The 15,031-nt window shown below is 51.6% G+C and carries 6 protein-coding genes and 1 pseudogene; 2 read left to right on the plus strand and 5 right to left on the minus strand.

Going from position 1 to position 15,031, the window contains the following annotated elements; translation table 11 throughout:
* Positions 1-234 precede the first annotated feature (234 nt).
* Positions 235-1,857 carry an ABC-F family ATP-binding cassette domain-containing protein gene (locus RHD99_RS11855; protein WP_309878991.1) on the plus strand — a complete coding sequence of 541 codons (1,623 nt, stop codon included), beginning with the start codon at positions 235-237 and terminating at the stop codon, positions 1,855-1,857.
* On the opposite strand, the pseudogene RHD99_RS11860 reads toward RHD99_RS11855, so the two are convergent.
* The 5 genes and pseudogenes from RHD99_RS11860 to RHD99_RS11880 form a co-directional block, all read right to left on the minus strand.
* Positions 1,852-10,442, minus strand: a pseudogene (locus tag RHD99_RS11860) (GH36-type glycosyl hydrolase domain-containing protein). The gene RHD99_RS11855 and the pseudogene RHD99_RS11860 overlap by 6 nt on opposite strands.
* 183 nt (positions 10,443-10,625) lie before the next feature.
* Positions 10,626-10,790: a YnfU family zinc-binding protein gene (locus RHD99_RS11865; RefSeq protein WP_221200547.1), complete on the minus strand. Its 165-nt coding sequence runs from the start codon at positions 10,788-10,790 to the stop codon at positions 10,626-10,628.
* A gap of 134 nt (positions 10,791-10,924) precedes the next feature.
* Positions 10,925-12,091: a methyl-accepting chemotaxis protein gene (locus RHD99_RS11870; RefSeq protein WP_309878992.1), complete on the minus strand. Its 1,167-nt coding sequence runs from the start codon at positions 12,089-12,091 to the stop codon at positions 10,925-10,927.
* 201 nt (positions 12,092-12,292) lie between these two features.
* Positions 12,293-12,883: a lipid-binding SYLF domain-containing protein gene (locus RHD99_RS11875; RefSeq protein WP_374708465.1), complete on the minus strand. Its 591-nt coding sequence runs from the start codon at positions 12,881-12,883 to the stop codon at positions 12,293-12,295.
* Between the two features lie 278 nt (positions 12,884-13,161).
* A complete protein-coding gene (locus tag RHD99_RS11880; RefSeq protein WP_183269225.1) occupies positions 13,162-13,431 on the minus strand; it encodes a hypothetical protein in 270 nt (89 codons plus the stop codon).
* 362 nt (positions 13,432-13,793) lie between these two features.
* On the opposite strand from RHD99_RS11880, the gene RHD99_RS11885 reads away from it, so the two are divergent.
* Complete coding sequence (locus RHD99_RS11885) at positions 13,794-14,981, plus strand: TCR/Tet family MFS transporter (RefSeq protein WP_309878996.1); 1,188 nt, start codon at positions 13,794-13,796, stop codon at positions 14,979-14,981.
* The last annotated feature ends 50 nt before the right edge of the window (positions 14,982-15,031 follow it).

Here is a 15,031-nt window from a genome sequence, read left to right on the forward strand (position 1 = left end):
GTTCCTGATGGTATACGTAGCACGCCGTCCACCAGCTTACCCCCTTTAGATATGGAGCACTGACGCAATGTTGCCGCTAACCGCTTTACTTCGTGCTCCCCTTATTTAAAATGACTCACTTCATTTCTCCTCTATAGGTATTACGCCAATGCGCCATTGATGCTGCCGTCTGTCTGACGGTCAATTTATTGCCCCGTTTGTTCGGGTCAGTTTCTGGCATCTCTGGAGTACACAATGACGAATACTTTTATCGCGCTTGAATGCGTTGATTTCACATTACCTGACGGCACACCGCTGTTTTCGCAGCTCAATGAAACTTTTGACACTCGTCGTACTGGCCTCGTTGGGCGAAACGGCGTAGGCAAGAGCGTTCTGTCGCAGATTTTAGCCGGGCAAATTCAGCCTTCGTCCGGGCGTTGCACCCGTTCGGGTTCCACATGGTATCTGGCGCAACAGATTGACTATCCCGCAGAGGCCACTGTTGCACATCTTGCCGGTGTGCAGCCCACGATTGACGCGCTCGATCGCATCGAAATGGGCAGCGTGTCTGAGGACGATTTTGATATCGTTGGCCATCACTGGGATATCCGCCAGCAGCTACAGCTTGAGCTGGAAAAATCCGGGCTCGGGCATCTTGACGCATCGACCCCGGTTAGCCAGTTAAGCGGAGGCGAAGCGATGCGTGTCTCATTGGTCGGCGCCTGGTTATCTGAGGCTGATTTTCTAATTCTTGATGAGCCAAGCAATCATATCGACAGTACATGGCGGCAAACTTTGATTAACCAGTTACAGCGCTGGTCCGGCGGATTGTTGGTGGTAAGCCATGATCGGGAGTTGCTGGGATCCATGCAGCGAATTGTTGAACTGTCATCATTAGGCTTGAGTCATTATGGCGGTAACTATTCTTTCTACGCACAGCAAAAGGCGCAAGAGACGCAAAATGCCCTGCAACTGCTTGAGCAACGCAAACGCGAGCGCCTGCGCGAACAAAAAGCCCTGCGCGAGCAGAAGGAGCGCCTTGAGAAGCGGCAATCGCGAGGGAATCGGCAAGGACGCGAGGCCAATCAAGCCAACATTTTACTCGGTGGGCAAAAGCAACGCAGTGAAGCGTCTGCGGGGAAACTGAATCAGCAACATCTTGCCGCACAGGCGTTACTCGATAAACGGGTGCAGGAAGCAGCGAACCAAGTGGATGAAAATGCGACGATCGTGGTGCACGCTTTGGCGGTAAATTCGCCTTCTAAGCGCCGGGTTGCCGAGCTCCAGAATGTACAACTGCCCTTCGTAGCCAACTTCCCTTCCCCTTTGAATTTGACGATTACCGCCCAGCAGCGCATTGGCATTGTCGGGAATAATGGATGTGGTAAGTCGACATTAGTCAAAGTGCTGGCAGGTCAGATTCAGCCATTGTCCGGGGAGTCACGTGTCTCACACGGTCACGCCTGGCTTGATCAACATCTCACAAACCTCGATCCTGAGCGTACCGTTCTGGAACAGATGCTGGACGCCAACCGCTCGGCGGGTGAAGCTGATTTACGCATGCGGTTGGCACAACTGGGCCTTGATGCTGACAAAATCCAGACCGCCAGTGGGTTGCTGAGCGGAGGCGAGCGCCTGAAAGCCGCGCTGGCCTGTGTGCTGTATGCCGATCCTACCCCACAACTCTTATTGCTGGATGAACCCAGTAACCACCTGGATTTACCTTCAATTCAGGCGCTGGAAGCCATGCTTTGTCGTTACCAGGGCGCGCTAGTGGTTGTTTCGCATGATGCGGTATTTCTACAAAACCTGAATTTAACCGACAGGTTAACCCTAACTGAAGATGGCTGGCATCTTCGTGCCTGGGGGCTTTCATGATTCTGCCCCGAGTCTTATCTCTACGTCATGGCTGTTGCCGTCATCAATTAACGGGATAGTGTCCCCACTTAGCTCGACACCATTAAGCAAGACCCGGTACTCCCCGTCACTGCGCATGACGTTGATGCGGTAATAGCTGTTGCCATGTTGATAAACGAGGCTGACAGACGGCCAGTCGCGTGGTAGCAAGGTATGGACGGAGATGGCGTCGCCGTGGCGCTCAATGCCCAACAGCGTGTCGACAATTAGCCGGTATGCCCAACCAGCAGAACCGGTATACCAGCTCCAGCCGCCGCGTCCGGTATGAGGTGCAACGCTATAAATGTCCGCAGTCATGACGTACGGCTCCACTTTATAACGCTCAATCGCATCCGGCGTCAGGCTGTGATTGATGGGGTTTATCATCGCCCAAAGCTGCCAGGCGCGTTCAATATTGCCGCTGCGAGCAAAAGCCATCACCGCCCAGATAGCACCGTGGGTATATTGCCCGCCATTTTCGCGTACACCGGGTAGGTAGCCCTGAATATAACCCGGATTTGGCCCATGACCGTTAAACGGTGGGGTAAGCAATTTAATCAACCCAGCTTCAGGTTCGACCAGGCGAGCATCCAGCGCTTGCATCGCTTGCGTGCAACGATCGGCACTTCCCGCGCCGGATAACACTGACCAACTCTGGGCGATGGCATCTATCTGGCACTCTTTAGCAAGGTGCGAACCTAACGCTTCCCCGCTATCAAAATAGCCACGACGATACCAGGTTCCGTCCCAGGCGTGGGTCTCGAGGTTTTTTTGCAGTTTTGCCGCTTCTTCCCGACATAACATCGCGGTTTCATGTTCATTGATTTGCCCGGCAAGCTTCCCGAAACGCTGCATCACATCGTAGAGGAAGAAGCCGAGCCACACGCTTTCGCCCTTTCCTTCCAGCCCGACCAGGTTCATGCCATCGTTCCAGTCCCCCGCGCCCATTAATGGCAAACCGTGCTGACCCAAGCGCAGACCATGCCGTATGGCCTTAACGCCGTGCTGCCAGAGTGTCTCTTCAAGGGCGCTGATCACCGGTTGTTCATAAGCCGACTCTTCTCCCGCCAGCAATTCACGCCCTTCCAGATATGGCAAACGATGCTCAAGCAAGCCGATGTCACCGGTTGTCTCGACGTAATGGCAAATAGCGAGCGGTAGCCACAGATAATCATCCGAGCAACGGGTGCGCACGCCGTTACCTAACGGTGGATGCCACCAGTGTTGCACGTCGCCTTCAACAAACTGGCGTGATGCGCAGAGTAAAATCTGATCGCGCAGTCGTTCTGGGGCGGCGTGACTCAGGGCCAGGGTGTCCTGCAACTGGTCGCGGAAACCAAACGCCCCGCCGGACTGGTAGTAACCGCTACGCGCCAGAATGCGACAAGCGATGGTCTGGTAGAGCAGCCAGCCATTGGCCAGCAAATTGACCGCAGGGTCCGGGGTGGACACGACGATTTTATCCAGCATTTTGTGCCAGTAGCGGTGCACATTCGCCAGTTCAGCGCGGGCCGCCTCCTCGTTCATATACTGGTTAATCATTGATTCCGCGTCCTGCGGATTTTGACCTATCCCCAGCACAAAGATAAAGCTGCGCTGGTCGCCATCAATCAGCGTGGTGGCCGACTGCACTGCGCCACACGGATCCAGCCCTGCACCGGTTTTATCTGACAATGTGCGCATTTTCATTGCGGCGGGTTCGCTTTGTGAACCGTTACGCCCCAGAAACTCTCGCCTGTCGCCGGTGACTGAGCAATGCACGCCCGTCACCGCAAAGAAGGCCGTCCGCTCTGAGCCATTGCTACTGTAGAAGTTATTCGCCAGCACGCCACAGCCGCGTCCGGTGGTGGACGCCCGCGTAATGACATGCATCGCTGATTTGTTGCGTGATTCCCCCAGCGTCCACTCCACATAGCCGGTCACTGATATCTTACGGGTACGCCCCGAGGTATTACTGAGCGTCAGGATGGCGATTTTTACGGGTGCTTGTTCCGCCACCAGCACCGTGAGCTCCGTGTCGATACCCGTTTCGCGATGGGCAAACACGCTGTAACCAAAACCGTGACGCGAAAGATAGTGTCCCGTTCCGCGCACGGGTAGCGTGGTCGGCGACCACACTAACCCGCTCTCTTCATCACGAAGATAAAACGCCTCACCGGAACGATCGCTAATGGGATCGTTTTCCCATGGCGTGAGTCGATATTCATGGGCATTTTCAGACCAGGTGTAGGCCTGCCCGGCTTCTGAAATCACCGAACCAAAACTGGCGTTAGACAGCACATTGGCCCACGGTGCAGGTGTCCTGTCGTTTTCACCCAGCGTGATTTGGTATTCGCGACCATCCTCAGAGAACCCGCCGCGACCATTGAAATAGACCAGATCACCAGTATCCGGTTGCCACGGTTCGTGTTGATTCATGGGCAACCCAACGTGTGGCACAAAGGGCTGTTGCGAGGATGTTGTGGCCTGGAGCCGTTGGTTAAGCTGCTCTTTCAGGCCACCAGATCGGTCATCCAGTACGATTTGCGCCACACTCAGCAACAGCAGCCGGTCCTCCGCCGACATATGTTCGCCGTTACGCACGAAAATGCCACCGGGTTTATCCATCTGGCTCGCTTCTGAGCCTGCGACAATCAGCTCAACAATCTGATTCTGTAGCTCCTGTTGGTAGCCGCCCAGACTGTCATTGAGGATGACCAGATCCACCGCAAGCCCTTTGAGACGCCAGTAATGGTGCGCCTGGATCAGGGTGGTAATCAGCAAGATGCTTTCATCGCTGGTGACATTAAGAATGACAATCGGTAAATCGCCCGAGATAGACCATCCCCACAGGCCAGACTGCCCGCGACGATTACGCGCCAGGGTTTTGGCATCCGCACGCAGTTCAGGACCGGGGAACAGCACTGCGCTGGCAAGGCGGTTAAAGAGCGTGGCGTCATCTTCGTTGGCATTAATCTGGCGCAACACAATCTGGCTATGTGACCACGCCAGTTCAAATACGCGATCGGCTATCGGATGGTCGTGATATTTCTCAATCAGCGCCTGGCTATGCTGACGGCTTTCCGTCACGCCATAAATAATGTCGACGGTCACCGGTAAGCCGGGTTGCAACACAATCGACTGGCGAATGGACAGGATGGGGTCCAGCACCGGCCCAACACTGTTACTGAGTGAACCGCTTTGTTCCGTCGCCTGTGCATTCGCGGGCGTTCTGCCCCGCCCAAGGAATTTTGCCCGGTCAGTTTCAAATGTGCTTTCGTTTTGCGTCTGCCCATGTACAACCAGGGTATGAAACATCCACGGGCAACTCTCATTGGGTGAACGCGGGCGACGGTGGCAAAGAATGGCATTCTGCTGCGCAACAAGTTCGGTCTGAATAAATAAATTGCTGAATGCAGGGTGCGCCAAATCACTCTCAAATGGCGCGAGAACCACTTCGGCGTAAGTGGTCAATTCTATGGTGCGCGGCTGGCGTCCACGGTGCAGCAACGTGACGCGGCGTAGCTCAATATCATCTTCAGGTGAGACAACAATCTGCGTTTTCACATTGATTGTCCCGGCCACCCGTTTGAATTCCGCACCTGCGTCGGTAAAGATGACGTCGTACTGACTAACCGGTTCGCCAAGCGGTTGCCAGGTATTGCTCCATACTTCATCAGTTGCCGGGTCGCTGATATAGCAAAATGCGCCCCAGTTATCGCATGTCGCATCGCTGCGCCAGCGTGTCAGCGCCACATCTTTCCAGCGACTGTAACCGCCGCCGGACTGGCTCACCATCAAGTGATAATCCGCATTCGACAGCAGTTGAATTTCTGGGATCAGACTATCAACGTCAGTAAATTCACGGGTTTCATACTGGACAGGCTGGAGCACCCCTTCATGGGACTCAAAGTGACGGCGCGGACTATAAAGCTCAATAGCATCAGGAACACGCTCTTGTAACAACAGACGAGCCGATTGAAACGCGGGGCTGGACATAAAACGATCCACCATCGGTGCTCCCAGTAGCACATGAGATAATGCCTGGAATGCCATTCCCTGATGGTGCGCCATCCATGAACGAACAACCGCATACATCTGGCCACTGGCAAGGCGCGACGGTGTGTAATCCAGCGCCTCGTAAAAACCGTACTCACCCCGAGCGCCGCTTTTCTCCAGTTTCAGCAGATTTTCACAGGCTTTGTGTGGCGCAATGGTCAGCGCCATCATCGTCGCATAAGGCGCAATAACCATATCATCGGCAAGCCCACGTCGCAGGCCCAGTCCCGGCACACCAAACGCGTGATACTGGTAATTTTGCAAGGCGTCAAAAGAGTAGTAGCCCGACTCCGATATCCCCCACGGCACGCCGCGCTCTTTGCTCCAGTCAATCTGGCGTTTTACCGCCGACTGGCTCATCTCTTCAAGTAAGCTGCCGGGATAAGTGGGCATGACCAGGTTCGGCATCAGATATTCAAACATCGAACCGCTCCAGGACATCAGCGCGGTTTCGTTATCGATGGTGGTGAACAACCGCCCTAACGCGAACCAGCTTTTCAGCGGCAGTTGGTTAGTGGCAATCGCCAGAAAACTGGTGAGTCGAATTTCCGATGGCAGCAGGTCGTAATGGCTGTTGTCGAGCTTATTATTGTCGCAGTTGTACCCGACGCTCAGCAGGCTGGTCACTTCGTTGTACAGGAAGACAAAATCCATCCGCGCATGTTCATGCAAGCGCAGTTCCAGTTCAGTAATGATATCCAGACGGGTGCGGGCCTGACGGATAGCCGACTCCGACGGCGATCCCTCGCCGGTATGTTTGGCCTGAGCAAGCCAGGTTACCCCCGGCAATGGTTTCGTGTCCCAATCTGGCGGAAGCCAACTGAGAAAACTCGTCCATTCATGGCAAACAAGGACTAACTGGTGCTGAAGCATGTCTACCCAGCGGCGCACCTGCGCACTCTCATGGCTGCACAGCGCATGCAGGCGATTGCATTGCGCCCGCATATTTTTCAGTTCAGCAAACAGTAATGACGGTTGCAGCGTCAGGGCCGTGTTGCAATGGTTACGTAGCTGGCGCAAAGACGTTGGCGCATTCTGCCCCAAATTTTTTCAAGTATCTGCAACGAGTCGTCGATGCCCAGCAGCACCTGGGTGCAATCAAGAATCGGTTGGTTGCGCAGCTCAGTTAAACCGGCACTCAGGGTGAGCAAATGACCTGCCATATTGCCGCTATCCACGCTGGAGATATAACGCGGGTTAAGCGGTTGCAGGGTGCGAGTGTCGTACCAGTTATACAAATGGCCGCGGAAATGCTCCATTTTATCCAGCGTGTCGAGGGTGAGCGTGATCCGCTGCAACATCTCCCCTTGCGGGATGTAGCCGAAATCCCAGGCGGTCAGGTTGGACATCAACGACAGACCGATATTGGTGGGTGACGTGCGATGCGCAATCACCGGTTGTGGGATTTCCTGGTAGTTATCCGGCGGTAGCCAGTTTTCTTTCGCAGTGGCAAACGTTTCAAAAAAGGCCCAAATTTCGCGGCTACTTTGTCGCAACAGACGTTTTTGAGCGGCGCTAAAAGTGACAGTGTTACGTTTTGGCTCGCGGCTTAACACGCTCAGCAGCGCGGGAGCCAGGCACCACAGCAAGCCAATCGGTAGAGCAAAAAACAGCATCATCGGCGCCAGCAATGCCACGAGCACAATCAGCGCGACACCTGAAATCACGTTCAGCCACATCGCCTTATAGAAGCGTAATGCTGACGTTTTGCTGTCCTCGTTGCTTTGGTCAAAACTGGCCCATTGATTGAGGTTGCGATGACTCACCCCGAGCCGCCATAGCGTCACCACAATGGCTTGCAAGGAATAACCCGCTTCATGGGGAAGTGACGCAAACCCGAGGCCAATACGCATCAGGCGTTTAAGTCCTCCCGAAGCGACTAATAACAAGTGTTGAAGAAAAGGTCTGCGGGCAGGTTTGTTAATCAGATCCTGGGCAATCACCAACACGGTTGGGAGCAGCAGCACAACCGCCAGCACGCCGAGCCAGAAAAGCGGATTAGGCACCAGTAAAAGGGAGCAAAACAATATTATCAGCAGTGATGGAGCCACCAGACTGCGGCGCAAGTTATCCAGCAGTTTCCAGCGAGAAAGCGTGGTTAGCGGGTTTTTATCACGAGTCCCATCAGCCCTTCTGACGTTAATTTTCAGCCAGTTAAGCAGTTGCCAGTCTCCGCGAATCCAACGGGTACGCCGCGCAGTATCCGTCAGATAATTATTGGGATATTGCTCATAGAGCAGGACTTCGCTAAGTAAACCCGAACGGGCATAGCAACCTTCCAGCAAATCATGACTCAGCACTAAGTTTTCTGGGCAAGTATTCAGAGTGGCTTGCACAAATGTGCCGACATCATAAATCCCTTTGCCCACAAACGAGCCTTCACCAAACAGATCCTGATAAATATCCGACGACATCATCGAATACGGATCATTGCCCGGCACGCTGCTGCACATGGCGGCATATCGCCCCTGCCCGTTACGCGGGATCTCCTCCGCCAGTCCAGGCTGCAAAATGCCGTAGCCTTTCACAACACGCTGTTTAATCGGGTCGTAGATCGGATGATTAAGCGGATGTGCCATGGTCGCGACCAGTTTATGTGCCGTATCGCGGGGAAGCACTGTGTCACTGTCGAGAGTAATGACATATTTAACCCCTGCCGGTGGGCTAATAGCCGTGTTGTGCACGTCGCGGAATTGAGTCTCAGGCTGATGTAACCAATTGTTCAACAGCGATAACTTGCCACGTTTTCGCTCATACCCCATCCATACGCCCTGTTGTGGATTCCACTGGCGCGAGCGATGGAGCAGGAAGAAAAGCGGCTGTGCAACGGGCGCGTAACGGCGATTCAGATTCTGCATTTGTGCTTCAGCCCAGTGCAGAAGGTCGTTATCCCCGGCAGAGTTTTCATCCGTCGAATCGGCAAAATCGGTTAACAGTGCGAAGTACAGATGGGGGGTTTTATTACCGAGATAACAAATCTCAAGACTATTGAGCAGTTTGTCGATTCCGGCTCGGCTGGTCAGCAAGCAAGGGATCACCACCATGGTACAAAATTCAGCAGGGATACCGCTTGAGAAATCCATACGCGGCAACGGCATCGGCAAGCGGAAACGGGTCGTTGTCTCATTGAGTAAATTGATGGCTAACTGGCTTACGATCACCACCAGCGGCAAAGCAAGGAGGAGTAACAGTGGCCAGCTCAACCCATGTTCATAAGTGCGCGATAAAATGTCGGCGCAGAACGCCGTCGTCAACAGGCTTAGGCTTCCCAGCCAGCTCAGCAACGGGGTCTGATTAAAGGCATGGCGCAGACGAACGACCCACGACGTATTGGCCGCGAGTTGCTCTTCGAGTTCTGGCCGCCCTTCACCAATAAGGTAAAAGCCAACATGTTGAGCGGGCGTTGCCGGGTCTGCCGCTTGCGCCATTCCCAGGATGTGCCGCGCCACTTCTGGTTCACTGGAGCGACTGTGGCGCGCGAGGATCTCAATAATATGTCGATAGTGATCGCGGGTATCAAAATGCATAGCCGGGTAAATTCCCGACGGGTCTTCCCGCATCGTTTGTTCAACCAGGCTCATGGCTTCGGCAAAATCAGCCCAGTTAGTTTCACTTAGCAGGCGCAAACCGGCGATGCTGTTGCTGACGGAAAGCTGACTTGCGGCAAGCTGCTGGTTGAAACGATGAATCAGGTAATCGGTGGTGACGCCTGTTTCTGCAAGCCGCTGTTCGACCCAGGTCAGGGGCAAAGAAAGCATATTGCCCCGCCCCTGCAAGCGACGCACCAGTTCTGCCACGAAGGCACTGCTCAAAGGTGGGCGGGAACGCGCCATATCGGCAATCACCATGATCAAATCCGCTGGCGTGCTTTCGGCGCATTCAAAAATTCGCGTCACCCAAACATCGGCCAGGTTACGCTCTTTTTGTGCTTCCGCGACTTCGATACTGACACGACGTAAATTTTCTATCAGTGCCAGGCGCAACATACCCGGCAGAGCCCAAAGTTCACCCAGCGTTAAAGGAGTCACTTGCTGATAAGCTGCAATATAGCTCGTCAGACTCGCGGCATCCCAACGCCCGTCGGCATGAGCAATGGCTTCGGAAGCAATATCATAAATACGTGGGCAATTATGCGGCGGAGTCAGCGGCGGCAAGCCTTTGCCGAAGTTCTTTGGCAGATGGTGGCGGACCACACGGATCTGCTCTTCAATCAGATAGTAGTTATCCAGCAGCCACTCACCCGCAGGGGTAATGCCCGATTTCTCTCCAGCATTGAGCAGGTAGCAGTTGCGGGTAATGATCGCTTCGTTATCCTCCAGACGCTTGAGCAAATAGTAAGGCATCTTAGCGGGAGATAACTTATGGGAACGCGCCAGTTTTTGGCCATAACGTTCCATTTGAGCCGCAGAAAACAGCTCGGCTTTTATTGGGCTTTCATTAGTGGAGCCAGCGGACAGCCAGCCAGGCGTTTCAGGATGAAGCTCCCGTGGTTTACTCGAGGTAAACCACGGTTTAAAATTTAATTTCATGAATATGCTCATCGGGCGAGGTGAACGCGCAGGAGCAGTTGTTCAATCAGATCAGAAACGTTCTCTCAGGATGAAGTGACAGGCATCAGGGATTTAACAGCTGCAAGATTCTTTACAGTATAGGTTAAGATTTGTACAGATTTGCGGGAATAGCTTGCCGAATACCGTCTCTGACAAGAGGGATTAGCGCGGTATAACGAACAGCGATTTACATTTTGGGCAGAGCAGCGTTTGCCCCAGTCGGACTTTGTTTGCGGGATGTGAGGATTTGCTTCCGCAGATAGGACATGTCACCGAGCTATTTGCCGCATTACCGAAGCGCTTCATTGCGTAATCTAAGAGGGACATGATGATTAGCCATTTCAATGAATGAGGTTCATCGTATCACGCCCTGAACAAATAGCGCACAAGTTATCCTGTGCCATCTGTCTTCGGGCGGATATGGCTACAACAACGGCAATTGGGCATTCAAAAACGCTGAATTAAAACGTTTGCCATTGCCCTTCTTCTGCCTGCTTTAACGGCTTAGCGCGAACGGCTCGTGATACGACAGAAGTGACCACACGCTCTTCATCACCCAGACGTAAGTTGTTGGTTCTTTTTTGCAACTCAACCACCTGGTCTTTAAGCACATCAGAAGAGTGAGCCAGTTCGACAACCACAGCTGCGTTGCTGTGGGTGACTTTTTCCAGCTCTGACAGCGCGATGGTAATTTGCTGGATCCCCTTCTCCTGTTCATTCGTCGACAAGAAAATATGTTCCATCAACAGATTTAGATCGTCTGAACCCGAAACAATATCGTGCATATTTTTTTCTGCTTCAGAAACCAACTTCGCGCCTTGCATCACATTAATATTCGTTTGTTCAATTAAAGACTTAATATTTTTAGCGGACTCTGAGCTTTTTTTCGCTAACACTCTGACCTCACCCGCAACCACGGCAAACCCTTTACCGTGCTCGCCCGCTCTGGCCGCTTCGACTGCGGCATTTAAAGCCAGGATATTTGTCTGGAAGGCGATCCCGTCGATTATGCTAATAATCTCGGTCATCTTTTTTGAGCAGTCAGTTATCGACACCATATTCTCAGTGAGTTTTTGCATTAAATCACTGCCATGCCCTGCTGACTTATGCGCTTCACTGGTGATGGTGTTTAGCTGACGGGTGTTTTCTGCGTTGCTCTTCGTTCCAGCGGAGATCTCTTCCATGCTCGCTGCGGTTTGCATCAACATGGCCGATTGTTGTTCCGTTTTTACCGAGAGATCCGCGCTCTGATTCGCCAGTGTGCCGGACAGTTCGCTGGCTGAATTTGAAGACTTTCTTATATCTATCACCAAACTGGATATTTCTTTCGCCAGGCTGTTTATACCTGGAATTAACTTTCCTGCGCAGTTATTCCCGAACTCGGCTATCGATATGGACAAATTTCCGGTGTTTATTTCATCGATATTTCTTTTAACTTCATTTATCGGTTTAACAAGATAGCGAGTCATGTAAGCCCACAAGATGAGAAGCAAAGCCGCTCCAACCGCATTCAGCATAAGTAAAACGTTAGTATTTGCTAATAACAAGAAAGCCATTAAATTCATTAACGCAATTGATATTGCTGTAAAAACAACAATCACGGTTCTTACGCTGTAATCTTTAAACATGCTTCAACCTATAACATATTTCACGGGTACCTATATTTATCGGTGATATTGATGAGAAATCCAGTGAGCAAATAAAATCGAAGCTAAATACTGACATAAGCAAATGAAATAGTCATTTACACTTCCTTACATCATGCGCCGGGTGCAGAGGGACAAAAAAAGCATAAAAAAAACGGTGCACAAGGCACCGTTTAAAATGTGTTATTTACCGTTTAGCGCATCATCCGGCCAGTATTTATAGCCATTAATCATGGCCTGTGCAGCAAGGCCTTTTTCGGTAAGCTCGTAGGTGTAAAGCGGCTTAGGCAGCTCCACTGAGCTAGGCGCTACAGCGCCGGCCGAAGCATTGACTGCTGGCAAACCTTGATTGTCATATTTAGCTGCGGCATTCGCATCCGCGCCGACAATATAGCCATTCTTGATAAAATCGTTCAGCGCTTTGCTGTCATTGAAAATCAGAATCGTGCGTAGTTGCTTAACGCCCAGACCCACACCGGCTCCAGCCTGAGCCATTTTCATATAGGTGTCTTTGCCTGTTTTGTGATTCTTCACAACGCCATAGCCACTGCCAAATCCAAATGTCAGAATTTTGCTGCTGTTGGCGGAGAATACCGCGTAGCCTTTAGATTTCAGGATTTGTTTACGCGCTTCAGGATGAGCTTTATACAACTTTGATAACGTATCAATACGCATATGTTGGATAGAGTTACGTTGCTGACTCGCGGTATCGCCTTTAGCGCTACAACCGGCAATTGCCAGAATGGCAATAAGAAGTATTTTTTTAAACTGCATGTGCATCCTAACCCATGTTAACAATCGGTGATTAAACAAACAAAATTGATTAAATTCCGAATTAAGGGGGCGGATGTTATGACACAGCAGAGGTTCTGGTTAATTTTTTTGTGCTATGAGTCACTTTTTTTGTTTAATTTTAAATTAATAAAATGTTGATTAATTTTGTTTAAGTTTAAGTGCAATGAACAAAAAGTCGTGGATATTCTTTGAGCAAATATCATTAGCCATTCTTATTGTTTAACTTTTATCCCTATACACTCTCAACCGTCCGGACATCAATTAAAAAGATAAATCAGCGCAAATACGATGAATGCGAAGATTGATATAAAAACGACAGAGGCGGAAAAACCCCCTAAGGCATCCATGTTGTCACGGGTGTTCTCGTTGAGTTTATCGATGGCTTCTTGCTTGCTTTCGGCTTCAAACTCCAGCGGGTATTTTTTAAAGCCATCTTGTTTTAACTTTTTGATCTCCTCTTTCGACAGCATACTGCGGGCAAAAATTTTAGTGGCTTCATCTTTAACATAAAAAACGTACTTTTCCATGCATCTACTCCTCAGTGCGAAGCCACCCCAGATTCTGTGGAGGACTTGGTTTATCAATATGAATCAATTGACTATCACCATAAACCCGCCGCCATATAAAAAGGTTTAACCCGGTCAAAAAGTGGCGAGAACCCACATGATTAATTGTCATTGAGGACCTTTAATTTGTCGACGTGTGTGATATAAAGATGGCCTCGCGAAAAAGCGGCCCCGATTTGACTACACTCTCGATGGTCGCCACACACGTCTACAATGCGCTCCGCGCCATTCTCGACCAGCGTCCTTAAATGCCTGAACACTTTTCAGGTTTGTCACAGGTTCAGCATCTCAGTGCACAACCTGAATACCGACGGGAACGCTTTATGAATAAACCACTTATCGTTATTTTCACGACTATTGCCCTTGATGCGGTTGGCATTGGGCTAATCTTTCCGATTCTTCCTTCGCTGCTAAAAGAGATAACGCACAGTGGGAACGTCGCCATTTATATCGGCACGCTGACTGCTTTGTATGCCGTGATGCAGTTCGTGTTTGCACCTGTGCTCGGCACTCTCAGCGACCGTATTGGCCGCAGGCCCGTCATGCTGTTGTCCCTCGGCGGTGCGGCAGTAAATTACGTGTTTCTCGCCTTCTCGCCCAGTCTGGCATTACTGTTTGTGGGGCGCGCCATTGCAGGAATGACGAGCGCCAATATCTCCGTCGCTACCGCTTATCTCACCGATATATCTGCACCAGACAAGCGTGCCCGGCATTTCGGTCTACTCAACGCAATGTTCGGTATCGGTTTTATCATCGGCCCGGTTCTGGGAGGCATGCTTGGTGATTATTGGGTCCGTCTGCCCTTTATCGCCGCAGCGGTACTCAACGGGGCTAATTTCCTGCTCGCGCTGTTGGTTTTGCCTGAGTCCCATCAGCCTGAACGCAAGAAACTGAATTTTTCAGCACTTAACCCTCTGCTCCCGTTTCGCTGGGTGTGTTCTATGAAAGGACTGATGCCGGTGGTGCTGACGTTCTTTATTCTCAGTGCCACAGGTGAGGCGTACGGGATTTGCTGGGCGCTATGGGGTTTTGATGCTTTTGGCTGGAATGGTTTTTGGATAGGTTTATCGCTTGGCGCATTTGGTTTGTGCCAGGCACTGGTTCAGGTGTTTCTGCCCGGCCCTGCGGCAAGGTTATTTGGTGAACGAGGTGCTGTATTCGTTGGGATCAGCTGCGCCTGCATTGCACTGGTTAGCATCGCCTTTGTACGTGAAAGCTGGATGGTGTTCGCAATTATGCCGCTATTTGCATTAGGTGGCATCGGGACGCCAGCGCTTCAGGCTCTGGCAACCCGGCAAGTCGATGCGCAAAGTCAGGGGCAATTCCAGGGCGTTCTGGCCTCCGCCGTGAGTCTCGCGTCCATCATCGCCCCGCTGTTCTTCTCTGCATTCTATTTTGCAGTACAGAAACAGTGGCCCGGCGCTATCTGGCTTTCAGTCGTAGCCGTTTATTTGATAGCCATTCCTCTGGTGATGTTGGGTACACGCAGACCCACGGAAGCGACCGCCTGAGTGCATGAGAAAATTCACTTAAATTTTGATATCCTGGGAACCATTGATTC

It is taken from the genome of Buttiauxella selenatireducens, assembly GCF_031432975.1.
GTDB lineage: Bacteria > Pseudomonadota > Gammaproteobacteria > Enterobacterales > Enterobacteriaceae > Buttiauxella > Buttiauxella selenatireducens.

Excerpts from the sequence above, each read along its gene's own strand:
- RHD99_RS11855 (WP_309878991.1), top strand. The coding sequence starts at position 235 with ATGACGAATACTTTTATCGCGCTTGAATGCGTTGATTTCACATTACCT.
- RHD99_RS11870 (WP_309878992.1), bottom strand. The coding sequence starts at position 12,091 with ATGTTTAAAGATTACAGCGTAAGAACCGTGATTGTTGTTTTTACAGCA.
- RHD99_RS11880 (WP_183269225.1), bottom strand. The coding sequence starts at position 13,431 with ATGGAAAAGTACGTTTTTTATGTTAAAGATGAAGCCACTAAAATTTTT.
- RHD99_RS11885 (WP_309878996.1), top strand. The coding sequence starts at position 13,794 with ATGAATAAACCACTTATCGTTATTTTCACGACTATTGCCCTTGATGCG.
- RHD99_RS11865 (WP_221200547.1), bottom strand. The coding sequence starts at position 10,790 with ATGTCCCTCTTAGATTACGCAATGAAGCGCTTCGGTAATGCGGCAAAT.
- RHD99_RS11875 (WP_374708465.1), bottom strand. The coding sequence starts at position 12,883 with ATGCAGTTTAAAAAAATACTTCTTATTGCCATTCTGGCAATTGCCGGT.